The 26,365-nt window shown below is 74.3% G+C and carries 18 protein-coding genes and 1 tRNA gene; 4 read left to right on the top strand and 15 right to left on the bottom strand.

The annotated features are described in order from the left end of the window. Nucleotides 1-2: 2 nt before the first annotated feature. The 10 genes from ABZS80_RS11745 to fdh form a co-directional block, all read right to left on the bottom strand. Entirely contained in the window at nucleotides 3-188 is a 186-nt protein-coding gene (locus ABZS80_RS11745) for a hypothetical protein (RefSeq protein WP_151461500.1), read from the bottom strand. Nucleotides 189-254: 66 nt separating this feature from the next. Continuing rightward, the gene (locus ABZS80_RS11740) at nucleotides 255-1,532 is read right to left on the bottom strand and encodes a hemolysin family protein (RefSeq protein ID WP_355055677.1); all 1,278 of its coding nucleotides are present in this window, start codon (nucleotides 1,530-1,532) and stop codon (nucleotides 255-257) included. Further along, the gene (locus ABZS80_RS11735) at nucleotides 1,532-1,729 is read right to left on the bottom strand and encodes a hypothetical protein (RefSeq protein ID WP_091258094.1); all 198 of its coding nucleotides are present in this window, start codon (nucleotides 1,727-1,729) and stop codon (nucleotides 1,532-1,534) included. The genes ABZS80_RS11740 and ABZS80_RS11735 overlap by 1 nt, the downstream gene beginning before the upstream one ends. 45 nt (nucleotides 1,730-1,774) lie before the next feature. Continuing rightward, nucleotides 1,775-3,538 carry a selenocysteine-specific translation elongation factor gene (gene selB, locus ABZS80_RS11730; protein WP_355055676.1) on the bottom strand — a complete coding sequence of 588 codons (1,764 nt, stop codon included), beginning with the start codon at nucleotides 3,536-3,538 and terminating at the stop codon, nucleotides 1,775-1,777. 2 nt (nucleotides 3,539-3,540) lie between these two features. Next, the gene (gene selA / locus ABZS80_RS11725) at nucleotides 3,541-4,833 is read right to left on the bottom strand and encodes an L-seryl-tRNA(Sec) selenium transferase (RefSeq protein ID WP_355055675.1); all 1,293 of its coding nucleotides are present in this window, start codon (nucleotides 4,831-4,833) and stop codon (nucleotides 3,541-3,543) included. A gap of 21 nt (nucleotides 4,834-4,854) precedes the next feature. Beyond that, a tRNA-Sec gene (locus ABZS80_RS11720) sits at nucleotides 4,855-4,950 on the bottom strand. A 60-nt stretch (nucleotides 4,951-5,010) separates the two neighbouring features. Further along, a complete protein-coding gene (locus ABZS80_RS11715; RefSeq protein WP_355055674.1) occupies nucleotides 5,011-6,225 on the bottom strand; it encodes an OFA family MFS transporter in 1,215 nt (404 codons plus the stop codon). Between the two features lie 119 nt (nucleotides 6,226-6,344). Then, nucleotides 6,345-7,667, bottom strand: a complete 1,323-nt coding sequence (gene nrfD, locus ABZS80_RS11710) for an NrfD/PsrC family molybdoenzyme membrane anchor subunit (protein ID WP_355055673.1) — start codon at nucleotides 7,665-7,667, stop codon at nucleotides 6,345-6,347. Next, nucleotides 7,664-8,707: a 4Fe-4S dicluster domain-containing protein gene (locus tag ABZS80_RS11705; protein WP_355055743.1), complete on the bottom strand. Its 1,044-nt coding sequence runs from the start codon at nucleotides 8,705-8,707 to the stop codon at nucleotides 7,664-7,666. The genes nrfD and ABZS80_RS11705 overlap by 4 nt, the downstream gene beginning before the upstream one ends. A gap of 2 nt (nucleotides 8,708-8,709) precedes the next feature. Then, nucleotides 8,710-11,979 carry a formate dehydrogenase gene (gene fdh, locus ABZS80_RS11700; RefSeq protein WP_355055672.1) on the bottom strand — a complete coding sequence of 1,090 codons (3,270 nt, stop codon included), beginning with the start codon at nucleotides 11,977-11,979 and terminating at the stop codon, nucleotides 8,710-8,712. 234 nt (nucleotides 11,980-12,213) lie between these two features. Here fdh and ABZS80_RS11695 point away from each other — a divergent pair, with 234 nt between their 5' ends. The 4 genes from ABZS80_RS11695 to ABZS80_RS11680 are packed head-to-tail and all read left to right on the top strand — an operon-like array spanning nucleotide 12,214 to nucleotide 19,404. Further along, nucleotides 12,214-12,561: a CU044_2847 family protein gene (locus ABZS80_RS11695; protein WP_355055671.1), complete on the top strand. Its 348-nt coding sequence runs from the start codon at nucleotides 12,214-12,216 to the stop codon at nucleotides 12,559-12,561. Beyond that, nucleotides 12,558-14,303, top strand: a complete 1,746-nt coding sequence (locus ABZS80_RS11690) for a trypsin-like peptidase domain-containing protein (protein WP_355055670.1) — start codon at nucleotides 12,558-12,560, stop codon at nucleotides 14,301-14,303. Before ABZS80_RS11695 ends, ABZS80_RS11690 begins: the two co-directional genes overlap by 4 nt. A gap of 9 nt (nucleotides 14,304-14,312) precedes the next feature. Further along, complete coding sequence (locus tag ABZS80_RS11685; RefSeq protein WP_355055669.1) at nucleotides 14,313-15,320, top strand: MoxR family ATPase; 1,008 nt, start codon at nucleotides 14,313-14,315, stop codon at nucleotides 15,318-15,320. Next, entirely contained in the window at nucleotides 15,310-19,404 is a 4,095-nt protein-coding gene (locus ABZS80_RS11680; RefSeq protein ID WP_355055668.1) for a tetratricopeptide repeat protein, read from the top strand. The genes ABZS80_RS11685 and ABZS80_RS11680 overlap by 11 nt, the downstream gene beginning before the upstream one ends. Here the strand turns inward: ABZS80_RS11680 and ABZS80_RS11675 are convergent. The 5 genes from ABZS80_RS11675 to ABZS80_RS11655 are packed head-to-tail and all read right to left on the bottom strand — an operon-like array spanning nucleotide 19,401 to nucleotide 26,271. After that, nucleotides 19,401-19,583 (bottom strand): hypothetical protein, encoded by a 183-nt coding sequence (locus ABZS80_RS11675; RefSeq protein WP_355055667.1) that lies wholly within the window; start codon nucleotides 19,581-19,583, stop codon nucleotides 19,401-19,403. The two genes, ABZS80_RS11680 and ABZS80_RS11675, sit on opposite strands and share 4 nt — an antisense overlap. Beyond that, nucleotides 19,570-21,141, bottom strand: coding sequence for a hypothetical protein (locus tag ABZS80_RS11670; RefSeq protein WP_355055666.1), 1,572 nt, complete (start codon nucleotides 21,139-21,141; stop codon nucleotides 19,570-19,572). Before ABZS80_RS11670 ends, ABZS80_RS11675 begins: the two co-directional genes overlap by 14 nt. A 15-nt stretch (nucleotides 21,142-21,156) precedes the next feature. After that, complete coding sequence (locus ABZS80_RS11665; protein WP_355055665.1) at nucleotides 21,157-23,550, bottom strand: GTPase-associated protein 1-related protein; 2,394 nt, start codon at nucleotides 23,548-23,550, stop codon at nucleotides 21,157-21,159. Then, on the bottom strand, nucleotides 23,551-24,756 hold the full coding sequence (locus ABZS80_RS11660) for a zinc ribbon domain-containing protein (protein ID WP_355055664.1): 1,206 nt from the start codon (nucleotides 24,754-24,756) through the stop codon (nucleotides 23,551-23,553). Beyond that, nucleotides 24,757-26,271: a hypothetical protein gene (locus ABZS80_RS11655; RefSeq protein ID WP_355055663.1), complete on the bottom strand. Its 1,515-nt coding sequence runs from the start codon at nucleotides 26,269-26,271 to the stop codon at nucleotides 24,757-24,759. It lies immediately after the preceding gene. Nucleotides 26,272-26,365 lie beyond the last annotated feature (94 nt).

The raw sequence follows: 26,365 nt of genomic DNA, 5'->3' as shown, positions 1-26,365 counted from the left end.
CCTCACTTGGCGGGGCCCGGCTTGGTCAGGTTCCAGGCGAGCGCCGAGGCGAGCAGGGCCAGCAGCACCACGCCGCCGGAGATGCCCCCGCCCTCCTCACCGCTGCTGCGGTGCCCGGTGGCGCCGAAATAGATCACGGCCAGCCCGGCGAGCACGGTGATGAACGTCCGCAGTCCTCGGTCCTTCACATTCCGGACGGTACGGCGGTCCGGCGCCGCGGAAGGCCCGTTTCGCGTGCTTGTCCCCCGGTCGGGTCACTCCGACCGGCAGCCGGCGGCCGGGCCGCGCAGGCGCACCCGGCGGATGGTCCGGTCGGACACCTCGACCACCTCGACGGTGAGCCCGGGCAGCCGGAACCGCTCCCCCGGACCGGCCGGCAGGTGGCCCAGGCCGGCCAGGACCAGCCCGGCGACCGTGGTGTACTCGCGGGTCAGCGGGAACGTCACCTGCACGCCGGCGTCGGGCAGGTCGTGCAGCGGGAAGTCGCCGGGGAGCAGCAGCGCGCCGTCGGGCTCCCGGACCGCCTGGTGCACGTCCCGGTCGGTCTCGTCGTAGAGTTCGCCGACCACCTCCTCGAGCAGGTCCTCCATGGTGACCAGGCCGTCGACCCCGCCGAACTCGTCGATGACCAGGGCGAGCTGCTCGTGGCGCTGGCGCAGCTGCCGCATGGCGTCGGCGACCGGCAGCGTGCTGGGCAGCAGCACCGGCGGCCGGGCCCGCTGACCGACCAGGGCGCCGTCGCCGTCGACCAGGTCGCGGATGTGCACGACCCCGCGCACGTCGTCCAGGCCGCCCGGGCCGGTCACCGGCGCCCGGGAACGGCCGGTGGCGGCCAGCCGGCGCATGGCCTCCACGGCCGTCAGCTCGGCCGGCAGCATCGTCACCTCGCGGCGCGGCACCAGGATCTCCCGCAGGGTACGGCCGGCGATGTCGAACGCCCCGGACAGGATCTCCCGCTGTTGCGCGGACAGCCCGCGCTGGCTGACCAGCATCTCCCGCAACTCCTCCTCGGTCACCTCCTGCCGGTTGGCGCGAGGATCGCCGCCGGCCAGCCGGACCAGCAGGTCGGTGGCCCGGCTGAGCAGCCACACGGCCGGGCGGGACACCCGGGCGAGCACGTCCAGCGGCGCGGCGCTGAGCAGCGCCCAGCGTTCCGCCGACTGCATGGCCAGCCGCTTCGGGGCCAGCTCGCCCACGACCAGCGTCACGAAGGTCAGCACCATCGTCACCAGCACCACGGCCACCGGGTTGGCGGCCCGGCCGAGGAAGCCCAGCGGGCCGACCAGCGGCTCCGCCAGCGACACCGCCGCGGCCGCCGAGGCGAGGAACCCGGCCAGGGTGATGCCGAGCTGGATGGTGGCCAGGTAGCGGTTCGGCTCCCGGGCCAGCCGGGTCAGCCGCGCCCCGCTGCGCCCGGTCCGGCCCAGCCGCCGCAGCTGCGCCTCGCGCAGCGTCACGATGGCCATCTCGCTGCCGGACAGCGCCGCGTTGACCAGCACCAGGACCAGCACCAGGACCAGCTGGCCGGCCATCAGTCGGTCTCCAGGTCGTCCAGGGAGATGGCGTGGGTCATCAGCCACCGGGCCAGCGCGCCCATCCCGAACAGCCACAGCGGGGCCGACTCGGTCGTGCCGTTCGTGGCGAAGATGGCGAACCGCAGGTCCGGTGCCCGGTACGCCTCGATGCGCCACCGGTGGTTCCTGTCCCGCCAGACCGCGGAGGGGTCCATGGCGTCACCGTAGGTGACCGGGCCGGGCTGCCGGTGCCGCTTGCCTCACCCGCCCGGGTGGACCACCTCGCGGGCGTCGTCGGGCAGCCGCCGGGTGGCCCCCCGCCGGTCGAGCAGTTCCAGCAGCGGCACCGCCACGCGGCGGGTGGTGTCCAGCGCCTGCCGGGCCGCGCTGAGCGTGAACGGCTGCGGCAGCCCGGCGAGCACCCGCACCGCGTCGTCCAGGGCGCCGGGCAGCAGCACCACGTTGTCGGCGAGCTTCAGCAGGGCGCCCGCACGCACGGCCGCCCCGATCTCGCGGGGGCCGAGGCCGAGGTCGGCCAGGCGGTGCGCCTCGGGGGCCTGGAACGGACGGTCGCCGTACTCGGCGCGGACCCGGGCCACCGCCCGGGCCACCGGTTCGGGCAGCGCGTCGCCGGTGGCGGCGGTGACGCGGCCGGCGCGCAACCGCAGCGGCGGGCGCAGCAGCGCCTCCACCAGCGCCCGGTCGGGCAGGTCGAGGCGGTGCCGCAGCACGTCGACCGGCACGCCGGCCGCCAGGGGTTGCTCGCGGGCGTACCGGGCGACCTCCTCGGCGAGCCGGCGGCCCAGCTCCCGCCAGTGGTCCGGGTCGGCCAGCCAGTCCCCGGCGACCGGGGCCGCGCCGGCCGGCACGCCCATCCGGGTCAGGTCACCGGCGCGGACCAGCCGCCGCCGGCGCAGCTCCCCGGCCGGGTCCGGCCGGCCGTCCAGCCCGGCCAGCACGGTGGCGCGGGCGGCGGCCGCGCCCCGGCGGCGCAGCGGCGGCGGGTCCACGTCCAGCACGGTCACCCCGCCGCTCACGTGGTGCCGGCCCGGGTCGCGCAGCAGCGCCCGGTCGCCGATCAGCAGCGGCAGCGGGCGGGCCAACCGGAGCCGGACGGTGTCCGGGCCGAGCGGGCGCACCCGAGCGGGCACCGCGGCCGAGCCGACGTGCAGGGTGAGGGTGGGCGGCAGGTCGGCGGCCGGATCACCGGTGAGGCGGACGTCGAGCAGGTCGGTGGCCCGGAACCGGCCCGGGCTGAGCAGGGCGTCGCCTCGGGCCACCCGGTCGCGGGGCAGCCCGCGCAGGTTCACCGCCACCCGGGCCACCGCGCCCACCTGGGCGTGGGCGGTGTTCAGCGCGTGCAGGCCGCGCACCCGCACCGGTTCCCCGGTGGCGGCGAGTTCGAGGGTGTCGCCGACGCGCAGCCGGCCGCCGCCGAGGGTGCCGGTGACCACCGTGCCGCTGCCCCGGACGGTGAACGAGCGGTCCACCCAGAGCCGCACCGGGGCGTCACGGGCCGGGTCGGGCAGGCGGGCGACCAGCCGGTCCAGCGCGGCCCGCAGCTCGGGCAGGCCGGCGCCGGTGACCGCGCTGACCGGCACTGCCTCCACCTCGCCGAGCGAGGTCGCGGCGATCTCCGCGCGGGCCCGGGCCAGCGCCGGGCCCGGGTCGGCCAGGTCGGCGCGGGTCACCGCCAGCAGCCCGTACGACACCCCGAGCGCGTCCAGCGCGGCCAGGTGCTCGGCGGACTGCGGCATCCAGCCCTCGTCGGCACCGACCACGATCAGGGCGGCCGGAACCGGCCCGACGCCGGCCAGCATGTTCGGCACGAACCGCTCGTGCCCGGGCACGTCGACGAACGCGACGGTGCCGCCGGAGGGCAGGGTGGTCCAGGCGAAGCCGAGGTCGATGGTCATGCCGCGGCGGCGTTCCTCCGCCCACCGGTCGGGTTCCATCCCGGTCAGCGCCCGGATCAGCGTGGACTTGCCGTGGTCGACGTGCCCGGCGGTGGCCACCACCCACACGGTCAGGCCCCGACCCGCAGGATCGCCGCCCGCACGTCCGGGTCCGCGGCGGCGGGCACGCAGCGCAGGTCGAGCAGGAGCCGGCCGTGCAGGACCCGGCCGAGGATCGGCGGCGTGCCACCGCGCAGCGGCTCGGCGTACCGCTCGGGCAGGCTCAGCGCCCACGAGTCGAGTTCTACCCCGGGGGCGCCGCCACCGCCGACCACCGCCGCGCTGGGCACCACCTCGGCCTTGCAGCCGTCCTCGCCGAGCCGGTCGCGGAGCCGCTCGGTGCGGGCGCGCAGCGCGCCCGGCTCGGCGTGCAGGGCCTCCCGGGTCGGGTTGGTCGGCGCGTGCAGGGTGGCGGCGAGCGCGGCCAGGGTCAGCTTGTCGACCCGCAGCGCCCGGGCGAGGGGGTGCCGGCGCAGCCGCTCGACGAGGTCCGCCGCGCCGAGCAGCAGGCCGGCCTGCGGCCCGCCGAGCAGCTTGTCGCCGCTGGCGGTGACCAGGTGCGCGCCGGCGCGCAGGGTGGTCCCGGCGTCCGGTTCGTCGGGCAGCAGCGGGTCGGGGGCGAGCAGCCCGGAGCCGATGTCGGCGACCACCGGCACGCCGAGGGTGGCCAGGTCGCCGACCGGCACGGCCGAGGTGAAGCCGGTGACCCGGAAGTTCGACGGGTGCACCTTGAGCACGAAGCCGGTGCGCGGGCCGACGGCGGCGGCGTAGTCGGCGAGGGCGGTGCGGTTGGTGGTGCCCACCTCGCGCAGCCGGGCACCGGTGCTCTCCAGCAGGTCGGGCAGGCGGAACCCGTCGCCGATCTCGACGAGTTCGCCGCGGCTGACCACGATCTCCCGGTCCGCGGCGAGCGCGGTGGCGGCCAGCACCAGGGCGGCCGCGCCGTTGTTGACCACGTGCACGGCCCCGGCGTCGGGCACGGCGGCGGCGAGCGCGTCGAGCGCCTCGCGGCCGCGCCGGGCCCGCCGCCCGGTGCGCAGGTCCAGTTCCACGTCGGTGTGCCCGGCGGCGGCCACCAGGGCGTCGACGGCGGCGCCCGCCAGCGGCGCCCGGCCCAGGTTGGTGTGCAGCACGACGCCGGTGGCGTTGAGCACCGCCCGGGGTGCCGGCGCGGGCAGGTCGGCCAGCGCGGCGTCGCGTACCTGCTCGGGGGTGAGCTCGCCCGCGCGGGCCCGCCGCTGCGCCCGGACGATCGCGGCCTTGACCCGGTCGCGGCCGAGCGTGCCGGCCGCGGCGGCCAGCGCCGGGTCGGCGAGCAGCGCGTCGGTGCGCGGCACCCGCCGCCGCGGGTCGACGTCACGCATCGGGTCTCCCAGGGGACAGCTTGGCGGAGACGGACGGGAATCGAACCCGCCTGGCCCGGGTCCCGGACCACTCCGGTTTTGAAGACCGGGAGGGGCACCAGCCGCCTGAACGCCTCCACCCAGCACCTAACCACATGTGATCTCCGGCCGCCCGGCGAGGGCGGGAAGCGCACCGGATCAGGGCCCGGGCGTCTGGAAGTGGGGTCGTGGCTCGCCGGGAGTGGTGGGCAGGCGGGTGACCGGCGGAAGCACCAGCGCGACGAAGGCGAGGATGCCGATGACGGTGAAGGGCAGGGTGTAGCTCTTGCCGCTGGCGTCGTAGAGCAGCGCCGTGAGCAGCGGACCCACCACTCCCCCGATGCTCCACGCCACGATCATCGCCCCGTAGATGGCGCCGGCGTTCGGCGTGCCGAAGTAGTCGGCGGCGGTGGCCGGCATGGTGCCGAAGCCACCGCCGTAGGCCAGGTAGACCAGGGCGGCGAGGACCGCGAACAGCCAGAACGCGGAGGCGTGCGGCAGGATCAGGAAGCAGACGCCCTGCAACGCGAGCATGCCGATGAACGCCGTCATCCGGCCGATCCGGTCGGACAGCCACGCCCAGAGCACCCGCCCGCCACCGTTGAACAGGCCGAGGATGCCGACCAGGCCGGCGGCGGTCGCGGCGCCGACACCGGCCACCGCCTGCGCGGCGTCCGCGGCCTGGGAGATCAGCGCGATACCGCAGGTCACGTTGAGCGTGAGGATCAGCGTGAGCAGGTACCACTGCCGGGTGCGCAGCGCCTCGCCGAAGGTGTAGACCTTGGTGCCGGCGACGGCCCGGCCACCGACCGCCGGGGTGAAGCCCGGCACCTGGTAACCGGCCGGCGGGTCGCGGAAGAACGACGCCCCCAGCAGCACCGCGACCAGGTAGGCGATGCCCAGCGGCAGGAAGACGCTGGTCTTGTGGTCGGTCCCGGCCAGCAGCGCCTTCGCCACCGGCGCGGTGACCACCGCGCCGAAGCCGAAGCCGGCGACGGCGATCCCGGTGATCAGCCCGCGCCGGTCGGGGAACCACTTGCTGAGCATGGCGATCGGCGTGATGTACGCGGCGCCGAGCCCGATGCCGCCCAGCACGCCGTAGGTGAGCAGCAGCAGCCACAGCTGGTCGCGCGACGACACCAGCGACGCCAGCATGGTCCCGACGGCGTAGAGGATCCCGCCGCCCAGCGCCACCGCCCGGGGCCCGCGCCGGTCCTGGATGCGCCCGCCCACCAGGCTGCCGATGAAGATGGTCCCGATCGCCACCTCGAACGGCAGCACCACCTCGGCCTTGCTCCACCCGAACTCGTCCTGCAACGGCTTGTTGAACACACTCCAGGCGTAGACGGCGCCCAGCGCGAGCTGGACGAGCACGGCAGCGACGACAAGGCCCCAGCGGCCTCGCGTCGGTGCTGGATTCCCCCGCGGATTCGCGGCTGTTGTGGCCATGAGCGGTACCCCCGTATCGGCTCATGGGCCGGCGCCTGTCCTGCCTATCCCCCGTTCGGGCCGGCGCCCGGCCCGCTGACGTCTGTTCCCGGGCTGTCCCGTCGCCCGGCCCGTTCCCGCTGCGGCACCACGGTGTACTTCGGGTCCCTCGCCGAGGCGACCCCGCCGTGGAAGATCCCGAACCGGGTGCAGACGGACGCGGCGAGCAGCGCCCCGCCGGAGAGCCCGGACAGCACCCGGCTGCGGCGCCCGACCAGCGCGCCGAGCACCCCGGCGGCGGTGAGCGTCCGCCCGGCGCGCAGCAGCTTCCCGGCGGTGCCGGTCGCGTAGGGCTCGCTGAGCAGACCCATGCGGGTCTCCACCCGGTGCGCGCCCCACAGCTCCAGCGCCGCGCCGGCCACCGCGAGCCGCCGCGCCGGCCCGGCCTGCCCGGTGGGCGCGGCCAGCAGCCCGACGCCGGCCCCGCTGGCCAGCGCGCTGCCCGCGAAGATGACCGGCAGTTCCGGGTACGCCTCGTGCCAGGACGGCACCGCCGTGTCGGCGAGCAGCACCCCGGTGTACGTGGCCAGGGCCGGAGCGGTGACCGCGGCGACCAGCCCGGCGGCGTTCCCGGCCGGCGGCAGCAGCCTCCGGCCGAGCCCGAGCAACCCGCGCTCAGGTAGCCAGGGCGCGGCCTCGGCGACCGCGGCCACACCGGCGGCGGGGCCGAACGTGGTGAGGATCCAGGTGCCCACGGACATCGGCGAGGTCAGCTTCGCCACCCGCAGCATGTGGTGGAACCGGCTGGGCTTGCCCAGGTCGTTGACGAGGAAGTACGCGCTGGCGCTGACGGCCGCCAGCGAGGTGACCCGGCCGGCGCGGCGCAGCGCGGGCCGCCCGGTGAGCTGCGCGCCGGCGGCCAGCAGCGACGACCCGGCGGCGAGCCCGCCGGTGAACAGGTACGCGGCGATGTCCCACTTCCACACCGGCGCCTTGAGGATCGGCCGCCCGTAGTAGGAGGTGAACGTCGCCGGTGGCACGGTGAGCTGCTCCCCGCCCCGGCCGCCGCGCCGGCGGGGTCGCCCGGCCGGCTCGACGTCGCGCGGCGGATACGGGGCGAGGCCCGCCTCCCGGGCCTCGGCGTCGGTCCGGGCCGGGCCCGGGTCGCGCGCGGTGGCGCGGCTGCCGCGCTCCCGGCCGGCCGCTACCGGGCCGCCGTCCGCGCCCGGCCACGAGCCGCCGTTACCGCGCGCCGGGTCCGGCGTGGGCGTCACCTTCGCGCCGTGGCCGGTGTGCCCGCCCGGGCCGCCGAGGCGGTGCGGGCCCTCGACGGCCATCCGGTCGCGGAAGCGGCGGAACAGGTCGCCCACCGGGCGGGCCGGACTCACGATGAACCTCCGACGAACGCGGCGACGGCCGCCGCCGCCATGGCCAGGGCCGCCAGCCCGGCCCGCTTCCACATCTTCGGCAGGTCCCGGGTGGTGACCACCGGGTCCGGCGGCAGGCCGTAGACCTCCGGCTCGTCGAGGAGCAGGAAGAACGCGCCGTCGCCGCCGACGCCGTCGGTCGGGTCGTGCCCGTAGAGGCGGGCCTCCGGCACCCCCCGGTCGTGCAGCTGCGCCACCCGCTGGGCGGCGCGTTCCCGCAGCTCGTCCAGGGGCCCGAACTGGATCGACTCGGTCGGGCAGGCCTGCGCGCACGCCGGCGTCTTCCCGGCACCCAGCCGGTCGTAGCAGAGCGTGCACTTCCACGCCCGCCCGTCGCCCTTGCGCTGGTCGATCACCCCGTACGGGCAGGCGGAGATGCAGTAGCCGCACCCGTTGCAGATGTCCTCCTGCACCACCACCGTGCCGAACTCCGTGCGGAACAGCGACCCGGTGGGGCAGACGTCCAGGCAGGCGGCATGGGTGCAGTGCTTGCAGACGTCCGACATCATCAACCAGCGGAAGTCGGTGCGCGTGTCGGCACCGGTGGCCCGCCCGGGCGGCTGGGCGCCGGGCATGCCGAGGAACTCCGGCCCGGTGGCCATCCGCGCGGCGGCCTCCGGCTGACCGGGGGGCAGGCCGGGGACGGTACCGGTGTCCTGCGCCGTGCCGGCGGCGACCGCCGCGCTGGCCGGGCTGACCGCCTCGCCGACCGGCTCGCCCGCGAACGGCGGGGTGCGATGCCCCGCCGGTCGGGGCTGCTCGATGAAGGCGACGTGCCGCCACGAGTTGGCGGTCAACGCGCCGGTGTTGTCGTACGACATGCCGAGCAGGTCGAAGCCGGAGGCGGGAACGTCGTTCCACTCCTTGCAGGCCACCTCGCACGCCTTGCAGCCGATGCAGACGCTCGTGTCGGTGAAGAAGCCCACCCGGGGCTCGCCGTCGGTCCAGCCGGCGTCCGGCGCGGGGTCGAGCGGTCCGTAGAGGCTGTTGCCCTCCAGCAGGCTCATCCGTGGCTCCCGTCCGCGCCGGCCTCCGTGGTGATGATCGGGATGCGGTGCTCCGGGGTCAGCCCCGCGCGCCGCTGGTAGTCGGCCACCAGGTCGAGCAGGGCCGGACCGGTGGGCCGACGGCCGGGACGGACGTCGCAGGTGCCCACCTTGCTCTCCTGGATCAGCACGTTCGGATCCAGCGTGATCCCGAAGAGGTCGTTGACCGAGTCGCCGGTGACCAGGCCCTCGCGGCCGAAGTGGTACGGCAGCCACACCTGGTGGATCACCCGGCCCTCCACCCGCAGCGGGGTGAGCCGGTCGGTGACCAGCACCTTGGCCTCGATCGCCGCCCGGCCGGTGACCAGGTGCGCCCACCCGAGGTGCGCCAGCCCGACCTCGGCGGCCAGTTCCGGCGAGACCTCCACGAACATCTCCGGCTGCAACTCCGACAGCGGCCGGACGAAGCGGCTCATGCCGCCGGCGGTGTGGTGCTCGGTGAGCCGGCTGACCGTGAAGACGTACGGGAACACCTCGCTGTGCTGCTCCGGCGGGCTCGGGTTCATCCGGTTCACCGGGGTCTCGTACACCTTGCGGATCGGGTTGGCCTGCTGGCCGTACATCGGGTTGCGCAGCGGCGACTCGACGGGCTCGTAGTGCGTCGGCAGCGGCCCGTCGATGACGCCGGCCGGCGCGAACAGCCAGCCCTTCCCGTCGCCCTGCATGATGAAGGCGTCGTCGCCGGCGAGCCCCTCGGTGCCGACCGCGCCCTCGGGCGGCCGGTACGTCGGCGCCTTCGTCTTCTCGAAGTCCGGCACGTCGTAGCCGGTCCACTCGCCCTTGTCCGGGTCCCACCAGACGTACTTCTTGCGCTCGCTCCATGGCCGGCCGTCCGGGTCGGCGGAGGCGCGGTTGTAGAGGATGCGCCGGTTCGCCGGCCAGGCCCAGCCCCACTCGGCGGCCACCCAGTCCTGCTCGTGCCGTGACTTACGGCGGGCGGCCTGGTTGACGCCGTCGGCGTAGACGCCGGAGTAGATCCAGCAACCGACCGCGGTGGAGCCGTCGGCCCTGGCCTCCGGGAAGCCGCTCAGCGGTCGGCCGGTGGCCACCTCGTAGCCGTTGATCTCCTTGAGCACCGCCTCGGCGCTCGGCTCGGCCTGCGGGCCGTGCGTCGGGTAGTCCCAGGCCAGGTCGAGCAGCGCCCGGTCGCGGGGCCTGGTGGAGCCGGCCAGCTTCTCCCGCAGCACCCGGCCGAGGTGGTAGAAGAACCACAGCTCCGAGCGGCAGTCGTCCGGCGCGTCGACGGCCTTCTCCCGCCACTGGAGCAGGCGCTGGGTCTGGGTGAAGGTGCCCTCCTTCTCCACGTGGGAGGCGGCGGGCAGGAAGAACACCTCGGTGCGGCACTCCTCCGACACGATCTCGCCGGTCTCCACCTCGGGGCTGTTCCGCCAGAAGGTGGCGCTCTCGATCATGAACAGGTCGCGGACGACCAGCCAGTCCAGGTTGGCCATGCCGAGGCGTTGGGCCTTGCCGTGCGCCGAGCCGACCGCCGGGTTCTGGCCCAGCAGGAAGTAGCCCTTCACCTTGCCGTCGATCATGTTCAGCACCTGCTGGTACGTCCCGTGGTCGCCGGTCATCCGGGGCAGGTAGCCGTAGCAGAAGTCGTTCTCCGGCGTCGCCGCGTCGCCCCAGTACGCCTTGAGCAGGCTGGCCGCGAAGGCGTCGGCGTTGCCCCAGAAGCCCTTCTGGCCCGGGTGGCGGATGGCGTCCACCCAGTCGCGGTAGGTCGGGTGCTGGGCGTGGTGCGGCATCGGCAGGTAGCCCGGCAGCAGGTTGAACAGCGTGGGGATGTCGGTGGAGCCCTGGATGCTGGCGTGCCCGCGCAGCGCCAGGATGCCACCGCCCGGGCGGCCCATGTTCCCCAGCAGCAGCTGGATGATGGCCCCGGTGCGGATGTACTGCACGCCGACGCTGTGCTGGGTCCAGCCCACCGAGTAGACCAGCGCGCCGGTGCGCTCCCGGCCGGAGTTCTCCGTCCAGGCCCGGGCCAGCTCCAGGAACTTCTCCTGCGGGATCCCGCACACCCGTTCGACCATTTCCGGCGTGTAGCGGGCGAAGTGCCGCTTGAGGATCTGGTAGACGCAGCGGGGATGCTGGAGGGTCTCGTCCCGCGTGGTCTGACCGAGCACCGGCATGCCGTGCGACTCGTGCCGCAGCGCGGCCGCGGTCTCCCGCTCCATGCTGGTGTCCGCGGCCCCGCCGTGGCGCTCCTGCCCCACGTACTGCCAGCTCTTCTGGTCGTACGCCCGGGTCTCGGGATTGAAGCCGGAGAAGAGGCCGTCGAGGTCCTCGGTGTCACGGAAGTCGTCGCTGACGATCGTGGCCGCGTTGGTGTACGCCAGCACGTACTCCCGGAAGTCCAGCTCGTTCTCCAGGATGTACCGCACCACGCCGCCGAGCAGCGCGATGTCGGTGCCCGCCCGGATCGGCAGGTACGTGTCGGCGAGCGCGCTGGTCCGGGTGAACCGGGGATCCACGTGGAAGACCTTGGCGCCGCGCCTCTTGGCCTCCATCACCCACTGGAAGCCCACCGGGTGGGCCTCGGCCATGTTGGAGCCCTGGATGACGATGACGTCAGCGTGGACCAGGCCCTGCTGGAAGTCCGTCGCGCCGCCGCGACCGAAGCTGGTCCCCAGACCGGGGACGGTGGCGGAGTGTCAAATACGGGCCTGGTTCTCGATCTGGAGCGCCCCCATCGCCGTGAACAGCTTCTTGATGAGGTAGTTCTCCTCGTTGTCCAGCGTCGCCCCGCCCAGGCTGGAGATGCCCAGCGTCCGGTTGAGCGGGCGACCCTGGTCGTCGACGTCCTCCCAGGTCTCGTCGCGGGCGGCGAGGATCCGGTCTGCGATCATGTCGAGCGCCACGTCGAGGTCCAGGTCCTCCCACTCCGTGCCGTACGGCCGGCGGTAGCGGACCTTGGTCTGCCGCAGCGGGCTCGTCACCAGGCTCTTGCTGGCCGAGCCCTTCGGGCAGAGCCGGCCGCGGGAGATCGGGCTGTCCGAGTCGCCCTCGATCTGGGTGACCTGCCCGTCCTTCACGAACACCCGCTGCCCGCAACCCACCGCGCAGTAGGGGCAGACCGACCGGGCCACGCTGTCGGCGGTCTCGGTGCGCGCGGTCAGCGCCGCCGAGCGGGCCGACTGCGCGGCGGCGCCCCGGCCCAGCGGGTCGGTGCCGGTGAGCTGCCGGTAGACCGGCCAGCCCTGGATGAAGGTCTTCAGACCCATCGCGGAGCACCTCCTCCCCCGTTGGTGGAAGCTGACCTTGTCGACACTAGGCCAGCCGCCGGGACGGCGCGACTCGAGCGGCCGATCGGACCGGTTCGGGGGGGGCCGGACGGCGCCGCCTGCGTCCACGTGACGGTGGAACGTGAAATGAGGTGCGTTTCAGTCAGGCATCCGACAGCGCCCACGGGTGCCGCGGGTTGATCATCGACGGATCCGGTCCCGGGGGAGGTCGTGGTGGCAACCGAACTGATGCGCGTACGCACCGACGACGGCGAGGAGGTCTTCTTCGAGATCCGTCGCCAGGAGTCTGGATTCGGTGAGGCCGGCCTCGACGACGAGAAGATCGTCGAGGCCCGCAAGCGCTTCGAGACCGGCCTGCGGGAGATCAACGTGGCTGCGCAGAAGGCGTTGGCCACCTTTCGCAGCGCTGTGCACCGTCCGGACGACATCGAGATCGAGTTCGGCGTGAACTTCACCGCCGAGGCGGGCGCGGTCTTCGCCAAGACTGGGATGGACGCCCATCTCACGGTCAAGCTGACCTGGTCCGCCGCGTCAACTCCGAGTGAGGCCGCGGGGCGGTGAACCCCGAACCGGAATGGCACGCCAGGATCGCTGCCGCGGCCAGCGGCAGCGGTTTCCTCGTCGACGACCGGCACGTGCTGACCTGCGCGCACGTCGTCGGCGACCGACCGGACGCCACCGTGTCGTTCCTGGCCCTGGGGCGCGACCACGCCGTGCCGGGAACGGTGGTCTTCCGCGGTCCGTGGCGGCCCGGAGACGGGGAGGGCGACGTCGCGGTGATCCGACTCGACGAGGCGGTCCCGGTGGCCCCGGCTCGGCTGGCGCCACTGCACGGGGTGGACATCTTCGACGGGCACGACCTGGCCGCCTTCGGTTTCCCCAGCGGCTACACCGCGACCGGCCAGATCTCCTACTTCCACGCCGACCCGCAACCTCGTCTCGCCGGCCGGGCCTGCCAGACCCGCGCGCTCGACCGCAGGGGGTTCGTCCTGCGGGAGGGCTACAGCGGCTCGGCCGCCTACGTCACCGGCTCGTACGAGGTGATCGGCATGGTGATCTCCGCCGACCGCGCCGGGCCGAACGGTAGCGGCAGCGGGGTCATCCTGCCGGTCGACGAGCTGAACCGGCAGTGGCCGCAGCTCGCCGAGCGGATCCCGCTCGGGCCGTTCGGGGCCGGCCCGTACCGGGAACTGCGCGACATCCTCCAGGACGTCGATCTCCCCGACGCGCACACGCTGCGTCTGAGCGTCTTTTCCGGGCCCGACGCGCCACCGATCCACCGTCGCCCCCTGCCGTCGGTGCTGGCCGTGGTGGAGTCCGTGGCGGTGCTCACCACGCACAGCAAGGAGCGGGTCTCCGAGCTGGTCGTGCAGTTGCTGCGGGAGGTCGCCAAACGGGCGCCGCACCGCCGCAACGACCTGCACGACTGGACCGGCAGGCACGGCTGGGGCATCGACCCGGCCGTTACCGGCGGATCGTCCGTTGACACCGTCGCCCGGCAGGCGTGGGTGGTGGTACGGGTCGCCTCGACCGGGAAGTCCCGCCGGCTGCACACGCTGACCATCTGGACAGCGACGGGCCCCGAAGGCGAACTCGACGAACTGGTCCTCGACAGCATGGAGGTCTCCCGGGCGAAGGTCCAGAGCCTGGTACAGGAGAAGCTGCCACTGGCCTACGCGCGGATCCCCCGCTCCTGCGAAACGATCGGCGTCGAGTTCGTCCTGCCCCGTGGCCTGCTCGGCTGGGACGTGGAGAACTGGGTCGCCAAAGGTGACCCCGTACCGTTGGGGTGGAAGGGACCTGTCGTGGTGCGGGACGTGGACTGGTTCGACTCGGCCGCGCCGCACGAGATCCAGAAGCGCGCGCGAAAGCTCGGCGAACACCCCGGCACGCTGGACACCACGATGCGCTGGCTGGACTGTGCCAGCACCGAGCCCGAGCCGGACCGGTTCACGCCCTGGTTGTGGCTGGACGACGCACCGGTCGCCCTCGGCCTGGCTGGACGCTGGGCCGCTGAGCAGCACGTGCATCAGGCGGTGGCCAGCGGGGTGCCGGCGCTGCTGTGGCGCCGGACCGCGTGCGACCCGCACCCCGAGCCGACCACGACGTGCCCCGGCAGCCGATTCCATCGGGACATGGCCGAACGCCTGCGCAGCCTACCCAGCGACCAGCTGCCCGGGCAGATCCGGAAGCTCCGGGTGGAATCTGGACTGAACGACGATCCCGAACACTGTGGACGGCACGTGACACTGCTGTGGGACGAACCGCGACGACGGCCGGTCCAACTGGGCGTGGCGGAGTAAGGAGCAGACGTGTCCGAGCGACCGGGCTGGTGGATCTACCACGGGACGGGCATCCCGCACGACGGCATCGACCGGCTGCCCGAACCGCCGCCCTGGCGGCTGTTCGACGAGCACGCCACCCCGGTCGCCCCCGGGGTCGAGGAGACTCCGACCGACGTCCGACGCGGCCGGAACTACCGGCCCGACCGGGAGACCGTCGAACTGGTCAACGCGGCCATCTACCTGCGCCGCCCGCTGCTGGTCACCGGACGCCCCGGCACCGGGAAGTCCACCCTGGCCTCGGCCGTCGCGCACGAATTGCAGCTGGGCCGGCCACTGCGGTGGAACATCACCAGCCGGGTCAGCGTCAAGGACGGCCTCTACCAGTACGATCCGCTGGCCCGGCTCTACCAGGCGAAGCAGGACGGGGGCACGACCGGGGACGGCGCGACTGAGGACGTCGGTCGCTTCATCCGCCTGGGCCCTCTCGGCACCGCCCTGCTGCCGGCGGACCGCCCCCGCGTGCTCCTGATCGACGAGATCGACAAGGGCGACCTGGACCTGCCGAACGACCTGCTCACCGTCTTCGAGGACGGCTCGTACGAGATCCCGGAGCTGGTGCGGCAGGCGGACCGGTCCGCCGACGCCCGGGTGATGACCGCGGACAGCACGATCCGGGTTCCCGTACACCATGGTCAGGTACGCTGCCGGACCTTCCCGATCATCGTGATGACCAGCAACGGCGAGCGGGAGTTCCCGCCCGCGTTCCTCCGCCGCTGCATCCAGGCGACCCTGCCCGAACCCGACGCCGACAAGCTGACCCGGATCGTCGACGCCCACCTCGCCGAGCTGGCCCCGAGCAGCGGGGAGCTGATCCGGGCCTTTCTCGCCCGCCGCGACGAGGGCGGCCTCGCGACGGACCAGCTGCTCAACGCGATCTACCTGACCGATCAGGCGGGACGGTCCGCCGGGGTCGACCGGGACCAGCTCGCCGAGAAGGTCATGGCCCATCTGGCCCACCGGCCCGATGACGATTGACCGGCTCCATCGGGCGATCACCGCGGTCGGTGGGGACCCCACCGCCCGGGACCTCGCGGAGGCGCTCTGGCTGAGCCGTCACCTGGGTGCCGCGGCACCACCCGCCCCGGCGCCCCCCGACCCCACGGACGACCCGCAGGACGTGGCGCCCGCCTCGGTCGAACCCGATCCGCCGGTGACCGCCGGGCCACCGGAGCCGCCACCCCCGGACCCACCCCCGCCCCGGACCGTGTCCAACCGACTGTACGTGCCGCCGGCATCACCCGGCAGCGTACGGGCCGACGAGATCGCGGTGCCGCGGTCGGCCGCGCTGCCCGACCGCCTGGGCCTCCAGCGGGCGCTGCGCCCGCTGATGCGGCGGGTGCCGTCCCCGCGGGAGCGGGTCCTCGACGAGGAGGCGACCGTCCGCGCTGTCGCCGAGCATGTGCTGGCCGACCGGCCCTGGCCCGCGGTCATGGTCCCGGCGACCGAACGGTGGCTGGAACTGGCGGTGGTGGTGGACACCACGGCGTCGATGACCCTGTGGCGGGAGCTGGCGACCGAGGTCGTGGACACTCTCTCCGGCTCGGCGGCCTTCCGCCGAGTCGCCCGTTGGCGCCTCGACCGGGACGGCGCCGGCCGGGTGGCACTGTCGACCTGGCGCGACGAAGCGCGTCCCGGGGCCGAACTGGTGGACCCGAGCGGCCGGCGGGTTGTTCTCGTCGTCAGTGACTGCGTCGACCCGATCTGGCGCACCGGTGCCGCCGGCGCCCTGCTGCACCGCTGGGCGCGGCACGGGCCGGTGGCCATCCTCCAGCCGCTGCCCGAGAGGATGTGGTCGCGCACTGGCGCCCCGACAGTGGCGGGCCTGCTCACCGCGCCCCGACCCGGCTCGCCCAACACCGACCTCAGGTTCGACGCGTTCGACGGATCACCGGCGCCGCGGGGCACGGTGGTGCCCGTCCTCGAGATCGACTCCCAGTGGGTCGGCCGCTGGGCCCGGCTCGTGGCCGGGGCTCCGGCGGTCACCGAGGCCGTCACCGCGGTCACCGATGCGCGGCCGACCATCGCTCCCGTTCGGCGCGGCCAGTCACCCGAGCCGCCGCAGCGGGTCCGGCAGTTCCGCGCCTCGGCGTCCCCCGATGCCTTCCAGCTCGCCGCCTACGTCGCGATGAGCGAGCCGGTGCTGCCCGTCATCCGCTACATCCAGCAGGCCATGTTCCGCCGGTCCACGCCGTCCCAGCTCGCCGAGGTCGTCCTCAGCGGGCTGCTGCGGGTGGTCGACGCGCGCACCGGCCGGTACGAGTTCGTCGACGGGGTGCGGCCGCTGCTGCTGGACGCCCTGACCCGCCCGCAACTGTTTCGCGCTGGGGAACTGCTGGAACAGCTTTCCCGGACGGTCCAGGCCCGGCTGGGCATGGCCCGGGACCACTTCACCGCGCTCACACCCGGCCCCGGCCGTCCCGGCGTCGCCGCCGACAGCCGCCCCTTCGCTGTCATCAACCGCACGGGCCTGGCCCGACTCGACCGTGTGGGTGCCCTCCCGGAGGACACCTCCACCGGGCCGCCGGACGACACGCGCGCGCAGGCCGGGCCCCACGACCAGGACGGGACACCCGGCGGACCCGGCGACGACGAGACCGAGGGCCCGGTCGCGGCGCGCGCCGCTCCGGCGGACCTGCTCTCGCCGTGGCGACGGGTGGTGCGCTGCACCGGCCGCCGGCGGGAGCTGGCCGAGCTGCGACGGTGGCTGGACGCACCGGGCCCGTCGTTGCGGGTGCTGACCGGTGGGCCGGGCGTCGGCAAGACCCGGCTGGTGGCCGAACTGCTCGCCACCGAGCTCGCCGGGACCGACGAGGAGCTTCACCTCACCCTCCCGCTGGCCACGGGTGGCGAGCTGGTCGTGATCGACCGGGCCGAGACCCGCCCGGGCGCGGTGCGACGGGAGCTGGCCCGGGCCGTCCGGGGGGAGGCGGTCCGACTGCTGCTCGTCGCGCGCTCCACCGGCGACTGGTGGCAGGAACTGCGCCGCACCGGCCCGACGGACCTGGTCCACGGCGCGACGATCGACCGGCTGGCGCCACCCTGGCCGGCCGGCGAGGAACGGCAGGCCGCGCTGCGCGATGCCCTGACCGACCTCGCCGCAGCGCTGGACACGCTCGCCGGCACGCGACGCTGGCGCCCGCACGCGGACCGGATGCGGCTGCCCGACGTGGGCGACGACCGGTACGCCGCACCGATCTCGCTGCACCTGACCGCCCTGCGCATGCTCGTGCGCACCTTCCGGGGACCGGCGCCGGTGACCGCGCAACGCCTGCTGGTACGGCACCTGGCGCAGGAACGCCGGTACTGGGAGGCGACCGCGGTCGCCGCGCAGATCTCGTACGCCCGTCCGGGGGAACTCGACGAGTACGTTGCCGCCGCCACGCTCTACGGCGCCGACAACGCCCGCGACGCCCACGAGGTGATCGCCCGGCTACGGCCAGACGAGACCGCCGACCGGCAAACCCTGCACCGGGTGGCGAACTGGCTGCACGAGCTCTACCCCGACGGCGACAGCCGATACTGGGCACCGCTCAACCCGGAGGATCTCCGCTCCGAGATCGTGGTACCCGCGGTCCTGGCCCACCCCGAGCTGGTCACCGACATCCTCGCGGACCGTCCGGCCGACCAGCTGCGGCGGGCGATGAGGCTGCTCGGCCCCGGCTGCCACCGGGAGCCGCGACTGGCCGAGACGATCTGGACGGTGGTGCGGGACCGGCCGCCACTGCTGCTCGCCCTGCTAGAACAGACCCGGTCCCGCACCGCCGTGCCGCCGCCCCCGCTGGTGGAGCGGCTGCGCAGGCTGGTGACCGACCCCGGCACCCCGGAACCCGTGCTGCGCGCGGTCGCCGACGGGATGCCCGACCCGGGGGTCCTCTTCGCCGACCAGCCGGTATCCGTCTCGAAACGACTCGTCGCCGGCCTGCGCCGGCTGGCCGGACGGGACCGCTATCTGCCGGTGCTGGCGGAGGCGCTGGCCCGGCACCGGGCCCGGCTGCTGCACGACGGGATATCCGTCGACGTAACGGACGTCCTCGCCGAGGAGGTCGAGCTGCGGACGCGCATCGCGGAGCGTGCCGCGCCGCAGTCCGTCGAGCGCCTCGGGCGGCGGCTGGCCGGCACGCTGGACGCACAGGCCGAGCACCTGTCCCGGATCGGCCTCGCGGTGCAGGCGCTCAGTGCCGGCAACCGCGCGGTGGCGCAGTACCAGCGGCTGCTGCCCGGCGCCGAAGGCGACCTGCGCGCGCCGCTGTGCGCCGCCGAGATCCGCCGGGCCCGGCTGCTGGACGACCTCGGCCGCACCGACGAGGGGTTCGAGGCCGCCCACGCCGCCGTGGCGCACGGCCGTGACCTCTCGGCGACGCGAGCACCCGGCGGCGCGGCCCTGCTGAATGACGCTCTCGGCGCGCTCGCCGCGCTGCACCGGCGTCACGGTGACTCGGCCGCCGCCCTGACCGCCGAGAACCAGTGCGTCCGCCACTACCGGGATCTGCACGCCGCCGACCCGGCCCGCCACGCCGTGGCGTTGGGTCGGGCCCTGCTCCGGCAGGCCTTGGACCTCGACGACCTCGGCACCACAGAGCAGGCGCTGGCCACCTGCGAGGAGGCGCTGCATCTGGTCCGCGACGCCGCGACGGCACCCACGGTCGAACTGGCGACCGCCCACCACTGTCAGGCGTTGTTCCTGCGGGGCCTCGGCCGGCAGGACGACGCGGCGGTCGCGCTGCGCGAGGTGGTCGCCCTGCACCGCCGCCTGGCGACCGCCGCCCCTTCCCGGTACGGCGGTGACCTGGCCGAGGTGCTGCGCCAGCAGGCGCGGATGCTCGCCGAGACCGGTCCGGCGGAGGCGGCGATCGAGGCGCAGACCGAAGCCGCCGACGTGCTGACCCGGCTGTTCCGGGAGGACCCCACCGACGGTGCCCTGCGCGGCCGGCTCGTTGCCGCGCACCGAGACCTCGCCGAACTCTGGGAACGGGTCGGTGACCGGACGGCGGCCGAGCGCCACCGGGTCCGGGCCCGGCTGCTGCGCGAGGCGCCGGGCCACCGCACTGGGCGGACCTAACCGAGCATCGTCCACAGCGTCCAGCAGGTCTCCGACACCGCCGCGACCCAACGCTGCACCTCCTGCGGCAGTCCGTACCACACCGACCAGGCGGCCAGCCCGATCACCGCGGCACCGGTCAGGCTGAGCACCACCAGCCGCCACGCCCGGTAGGAGGGGGGCAGGTCAGCGGAGCGCACGGGCCACCTCCCCCCGGACGGCGGGTTCGGCGCGCAACAGCCACCGCAGCGGCTCCACCGCCGCGGGCACGTCCCGGCCGGCGAGGAAGAATCCCACCTGGGCGAAATCGCGGACAGCCGCGGTCACCAGGTGGTCCAGACCCAGCGCCTCAAGCCACCGCCGGACCTCGTCCGGTGCCGGCCCCGGCACCCCGCCCGCCGGCAGTGAGCGGAACCCGTCGGCCTTGGACACGACGACGGCCAGCCGGCACCGGCCGGTGTCCACGCCCCGGTACCGCAGGCCCACCACCACCGCCTCGTACGCCTCGAGCGGCTCGGATGCGAGCCGCACTTCGGCCGGCGTACCCGCGTCGGCCGCGTCCCCGCGGGCCCCGCCGCCGGCGGGCGGGTCAAGGACGAAGAGGAAGTGCCGCGTCTCGTGCAGGTATGCGTACGACCGGCAGACCACGGGGTCGAGCAGCCCACGGCCCGGCGCGTCGAAGATTTGGAGCCGTTGGTTCGCGCCGTGGGTCAGGACGGTCACGGTGACCACCTCCGGCCGCAGTGGATCCCGGCCGCGGCCCCGCCGGCTGATCGAGCAGCGTTCCGGCGGGAAGAGCGCAACAAGGCCGGTGACCAGAGACTCGACCAGGGTGCTCTTGCCCGCGCCGACCGCGCCGAACAGGGCGACGCGGACCTCGCTGCTCCGGCCGCTGCCGGCGGCGAGGCGCGCCCCGCACTTGGGGCAGGACGCGGCGAGTTGGCCACCGGCCGACGCCAGTCGCACCGGCAGGACACATCCGCAGCCACACCGCCGCCGCCAGAGTCCCCGCAGGCCGGGACGGAGCATCCGGTGCCGATCTGCGCCCGCCGGTGCGTCCGCCCCGTGTTCACCCGGGCACCGGTACTCGGGCAGCTCGACAAGGAAGTAGCAGTGCGGGCAGCACAGGGCCGTGCCGCGCCGGGTACGCCCCCAGTCGTCGGCCAGTCGCAACACACCGGTCCAGACGACAGCGAACAGCCAGGCCAGCGCCGCGACCGTGACGACGACCGCGCCGAGCAGGACCAGCGCGGCCACCACACCAACGGTGAGCCCGGCCAGTCCGGCGACCGGCAGCACGAGCAGCGGCCAGCCGATCAGCACCGTCCAGGTGCGGGACCGGGCGGCGTACGGGCTATCGGGGCCGACGTGCGGGTCCACGAAGCGCAGATGGTAGCGCGGCAGTCTGGGCAGCGCCCGCCAGCCGCGGGACCACAGGCCGGCTAGCCGGTCGCGGCAGCGCTCCGAGACGTGTCGCAGGTCGTAGCCGGCCTGCCGGTGGGCGTAGTGGATCCAGGCGTAGTCCTGCCGGTACGCCCCGGACCGTCCCCGCCGCGCGCCGGTGAATTCGTCACGCGGCGTCCGTACGCGGGGCACCCCGGCCAGCCCGGCGAGGACGAACGTCGCCTCGGCCAGTCCCGTCACCAGCCCGGCCAGGCAGCCGGCGAGGAGGGCGCACAGGGCCAGCGGCGCGACTGTCACTCCGGCCAGCACGTAACCGGCCAGCGCCAGCACGACGAGCAGGACCAACAGGAGCACGCCAGGGTTCACGGATCACCGTCCGTCCGGGCGCAGGCGGCGGAACATGCCCCGCCGGGTCGTCCGCACCAGCGTCTCCCAGCGCGTCGACCACATCGGTCCCACGCCCTGGACCTGCATCGTCATCTCGTCCAGTCGCTTCTGCGAGCAGCGCGCCACCACTACGCGGACCTGCCGGTCGAGATCGGCGTGCGTACCGGTCTGGATCATCGCGGCCATCTCCGCCGACTGCCGCTCGACGTTGACCAGAACGAAGGCCAGTGCCACGTGGGCCGGCCGGGAGTTGTTCCTCAGTTCGGCGCGCAGCTTGCGGGAGCACGCCTCGGTGAGCCGGGGGACGTGCGTGAGCACGGTGAAGGCGGCGGCGGCCACCGGGGCGGCGACGAGGGCGTCGCAGAGCTGTGGCAGCCGCGCGTCCACCAGCGGCGGCGGCAGCCGCACCGACGCCAGATTCAACATCCCGAGGTCGGGCCGGACGGCCCTCACCTGGTCGAGCACGGCGGCCAGCGCCAGGTGCGCGTCGACGGCCCGCCCCACCTCGGGCGGCACCATCCAGAGCCCGTGGTCCACCAGCACCCGCACCGCCTCCACAAACTCGGGATCCGAGTGGTAGGCAAGCACGGTGGCGCCGAGATCGGCGAAGATCCGCGGGTCCAGTGGGGTGCCGGGCGGCAGCGTCCGGCACAGCAGCTGGGCCTCGGCCAGACTGATCGGCCGCCCGGTCCAGATCACCGCAGCGGTGCGGTTCAACATCGCTAGCTGGTGCGGCGCCTCCAGCGCGGTGTGCAGGCACTGGTCGATGAGGTCGTACTGTTGCCGTGGCGGCAGGTGTCGCAGAGCCGCGGACACCACCGCGGCGTCCAGGGGCTCGTCCAGGCGCATCGGCTCGCGCAGCAAGACGTCCCACCACTGGTCGCCCAACGCGTCGGCGATCAACGGCTCCGCTGCCAGCCGCCGGCCCAACTCCTGCCGCAACAGCCGCAGGATCTCGTCCGCGCCAGCCCACGCCTGCGGCTGGTAGGGACGCTCGGGATGGTCGGCCCAATCCAGAACGAACTGCTGCACCGCGAGTCGCAGGTCGCCGACCGGGGGAAGCAGCCGGAACCGAGCGCACAGCCGCAGCAGCAAGTCGAACCGCGCGGGGGACGCCGTACGAAGGGCATCGGTGACCGCATCGAGCGCCCGGCTGTCGTCCTCCCCCGTCCAGCCGTCCGGCGGGGGCGGTGCCGGCTCGGGCAGCACTCGGCCCGTCGCCGTCGCCTCCCGCCGCTCCGCGTCGATGAGGGCCGCGCGGACGGCAACCGCGCGATTTGTGGACATGACCGCCCGGCTGGCCCGGTCGAGTTCCCGCAGCACGGCCACCGGCCACTGGTCGGCGGCCTCCACGAGCAGGTCCACGATGCCGCCGCCGTACCGGCGCACGAGCGACGGAGGTCCGTCGCCCAGCCAGGTGACCAGTTGTCCGGCCTCCTCCCGCCCGGGGCGGCGACGCAGGATCGCGGCCAGCGCGACGCCCGTGCCGGCCTCGCCCGGCAGCCCTGAGGCCGCCGCCACCTCCACCGCGTCGACCACGTCCAACGGGTCCTCGGTGAGGAACAGGTCAGTCCACCTCCGGGCGGCGGGGGTCTCGACGATCGGCGTCCACGCGTGCCGTACCAGGTCGACCACCACGTAGCCCTGGTCGTTGTCGAGGCTGGCCGCCGGGCCGGCCCAGTCGGGATGCACGGCGAGGATCCGCTGCGACGCGTACGCCGGGTCGAGAGTGAAGACCTTGAACCCGGTACGCAGCGCCACCCGCTGCGGCAGCAGCAGCGTCACCGCGGTCAACCAGCGCATCACCTCCGTCGGCTCCCGCGCCACGAAGAGGATCCGCCGCCCGGACTCGGCCTGGTCCAGCAGGGTCGACAGCAGGACGGTGAGCAGGGTGTCACCGTTCGGAGCCGAACGGACGAACCCCTGGGCTGCCGCCGCGCCGAAGGAGCCGGGCTGCCAGCCCGCTTCCAGCGGCGGGCAGCGGAGTCCGGCCGCCGGTTCGGTGGTCCAGAAGGGCGCCTCGAACAGCTGGGCCGGCCGTACCAGCCCGTAGGAGGTGGGGTCGCCGGTCACGATGGCGTGGGTGAGGTGGTTGCCCTCCCGCCCGCCGACGCTCTCCCGCCCCAGGTAGACGCCGGTCGCGGTGGCCAGCAGCCCGTCCCAGACGTGCGCGAAGGAGACCGGGTACGCGCTGACCGGTCGCCGCTCGCGCATCCAGCGTGGGGGCGGCTCATAGAGGAGGCTGCGTTGCACCACCGCCTCCGCGCCGTCGTCCGCCCGGGCGGAGCGGGACTGGAACTGCAGCCCGGGTGTGCCGAGCAGCCCCTGGCCCTCCCGGCAGTCGGTGTAGATGAGGGTGTCGAACCGGCCGGTCATTCAATCCTGCCGGGGTACGACGCCGAAGCGGTTGAGGCTGAGCAGCCAGAGCAATGGCTCGTCCACCCGGTACGGGCGCACGCCGCCGGGTTCGACCAGGGCGTTGTCGTAGTCGGGGGGCGCGCCCAGGGCGGAGACGCAGAAGTAGCGGAAGGTGCGGTAGTTCTGTCGCAGGTGCTGCTCGATGTCGTCGCCCCGCCAGCTGCGCAGCAACGCGGCGACCTGTTCGTGGGTGGCCCGGCCCAGTCGCTCGTCGTACCCGGGCACCGGGCGCGGCTCCTGGCGCAGCGGATGGTCGCGGCCCAGCAGGTCGAAGAAGGCGTCCATCTTCGCGAACGCGACCGCGATGGGCTTGCTGATCCGATCGCCCCCGCCCACCCCGGTGCTCGCCCGCAGGCTCTGGGTGAGCCGGTCGACCACCGCCATGGTCTCCTCGGTGGAGCGGATGGCGGACGGCGGCAACCGCAGCCGCTCCCGCGCCTCGGGGAGCATGAACGGGTCAAGCAGCAGGATCAGCCCGTCCGCGGCGCCGATGTAGGCCAGGTCGTACGCGCCGCTGAGAGTGCCGACGTCCTCCCCCGCGGTGTCGTGGAAGGACAGGTAGCTGGTGCGGTAGGAGGTACGGCGGCCCCAGCGCCGACGTTCGCCCCGCCACTCGAATACCAGCGGCTCGCCGCGACGTTCCCGGTTCGGCGGGGTGGGGTCCGGCAGCCGGTGCTCGGTGAACATCAACTCCACGTTCTGGGTGAGCCATGTCGAGGACGACTCCTGCCCACCGTGCCGGTCGCCGGTCATCCGGATGTCCGCCCCGAAGCGGCGGCGCAGTTCGGAGGAGCGCAGCTCCCGGGCGAGCACGGTCAGGTAGACCGACTTGCCGGTGCCCTTGCCGCCGAACATCGCGATCATGGGGCTGGAGGAGTGCCCGAAGTTCGGCGGCAACGGGGTGTGGCACTGCGGGCAGGCGCGGACCCCGGTACGGCCGCCGCAGTCGGGACACCAGGCGAGCCGTACCGGCCGGAGCCGTTGGTTGCGGGGTGGCGCGAAGGTGGGCAGCACCGCCGCGTTGAAGCCGGCCAGCCGCCTGCGGCGCTCGTCGACGCGCCGGCTGCATCCGTCCCGGTCGGCGTCCCCCCGGCCGAGGCACTGGAACCACAGCGCGGCGCCGTCGATGCGCTGGTAGCAGAACGGGCATGCCACCTTGGTCATTCAGGTCACCTTCATCGACTCGACGGCGGGCAGGGCGACCACGGTCGGGACCGGGCCGCGGACGAAACACCGGATCCAGTACGGGTGGCCGCGTCTCGGCAGCGCCGGCACGATCACCTCCAGGTCGTGCGGCTCACCGGCGCGCAGGTCCAGCGGGCCGCTCTCGGCCAGCACCGTGCCCTGCTCGGCGTCCTCGGGCAGGGTGGGTTCCGCGCCGAGCACCACCGTCACCGTGACGCCGGTCAGCTCGGCGTCCGCCCGGATCCGCACGGTGAGCCGCCGCCGCACGTACCACAGCGGCTGGCGGTTCAGCGTGTACGAGACGGCCACCGGCCGCGGCGGCAGCACGACCTCGCGCGCCGCCGACCGCGCCTCGTCACCGACGACGTCGGACACCACGGTCACCCGGGCGACGGTGGGCCGGGTGACGGCCGGGATCCGGAAGCCGTTCCCGCTCGCGTACGCCGACCGGCTCACCTCGTGCCGGCTGGTCGCGTCCGACGTGGCCCATTCGACGACGGCGTACCGGGCGCCGTGGGGCCAGATCCAGGTGACGACGACGTCGTCGCCTCGCCGTTCGGCCAACAGCCGGCGTACCGGCTCGGCGATGCCGAGCGCGACGAACCGGCCCATGGTGACCCGCTCGCGGTCGATCAGGAACGGCACGTAGAGGTGATAGCCGACCGGCACCTCCGCGATGAGCCGCACCTCGCCGTCACTCTCCTCCCGGCTGCCGGTCAGTTCCGCACCGAAGGCCTCCATCTCGGCGCGCGACAGCGGGGTTTTGGCCCTCCAGGGCGGCGGCGTGGCGCAGCGGCGGATCCGGACCTGCGCGGGGCCGGCATCGCGCCAGGACACCCGTACCCGACATTGGTCGCCCCGGGCTCCCAGCGCCGTCACGGTCAGTTCGGGAACGAACTCCGGAGAATCCGTCGCCCGCTGTCCGGAGGCGGCGGCGCCCGCTGTCGCGGCTGCGCCGGTGTCGCCCCCTTCCGCGCCGGCCGTCCGGACGGGTGGAGCCGATGCGGCGGCGCCGGCCGGGCCGTCCAGCCGCGCCAGGATGAACGCGCGCGCCTCGGCTCGCCACGACGGGTCCACCGGGCGCTCCCCGCCCCACACCGACGTCTGATCCGGCCCCCGTTCGGTCGGCATGGTCGTACGAGCCGCCGACACCTCGTCGCGGATCCGGTTCCGCACCTGTCGGGGCGAGGTGCCGGGGGGCGCGGCGCCGTGCTCCTGCCACCAGGCAGGGTCGTTCATGAGTTCACCGGCTGTGCGGATCAGTTCCTCGTCCGCGCGGATCAGCAGTCGGCAGATCTCGGCCCGGCTGTCCGGCCCGACTGCGCGGTCCTGCCAGAACCGGCGGACGACGGCAAGGTGCCGGACGAGGTCCTGTGCCGTCCAGCCGGGTTCCACCGCGTAGCGGGCGGCGAGGTTGCCGGGTGGGAGACGCCCGTGCTGGCCCCGCAGCGGCTTGATGACCTCGCGGTCGTAGCGCTCGGCGTCGAACGCCATCGGCTCAGCCCATGCTCGACCGGCGTGGACGGAAGCCCTCGGGTATGCGGCCACTGTCCATATCCGACCCCCCTGCCGTCCCTGTCGGCAGTGA

The sequence above is a fragment of the Micromonospora sp. NPDC005305 genome (genome assembly GCF_040607315.1).
Classification (GTDB): domain Bacteria; phylum Actinomycetota; class Actinomycetes; order Mycobacteriales; family Micromonosporaceae; genus Micromonospora.
The sequence above is the reverse complement of the archived record's forward strand: the minus strand, read 5'-3'. Positions and strand labels throughout refer to the sequence as shown.

Coding starts and splice junctions, on each gene's coding strand:
- ABZS80_RS11740 (WP_355055677.1), bottom strand. CDS start 1,532: ATGGCCGGCCAGCTGGTCCTGGTGCTGGTCCTGGTGCTGGTCAACGCG.
- ABZS80_RS11735 (WP_091258094.1), bottom strand. CDS start 1,729: ATGGACCCCTCCGCGGTCTGGCGGGACAGGAACCACCGGTGGCGCATC.
- selA (WP_355055675.1), bottom strand. CDS start 4,833: ATGCGTGACGTCGACCCGCGGCGGCGGGTGCCGCGCACCGACGCGCTG.
- ABZS80_RS11680 (WP_355055668.1), top strand. CDS start 15,310: ATGACGATTGACCGGCTCCATCGGGCGATCACCGCGGTCGGTGGGGAC.
- ABZS80_RS11665 (WP_355055665.1), bottom strand. CDS start 23,550: ATGACCGGCCGGTTCGACACCCTCATCTACACCGACTGCCGGGAGGGC.
- ABZS80_RS11660 (WP_355055664.1), bottom strand. CDS start 24,756: ATGACCAAGGTGGCATGCCCGTTCTGCTACCAGCGCATCGACGGCGCC.
- ABZS80_RS11655 (WP_355055663.1), bottom strand. CDS start 26,271: ATGGCGTTCGACGCCGAGCGCTACGACCGCGAGGTCATCAAGCCGCTG.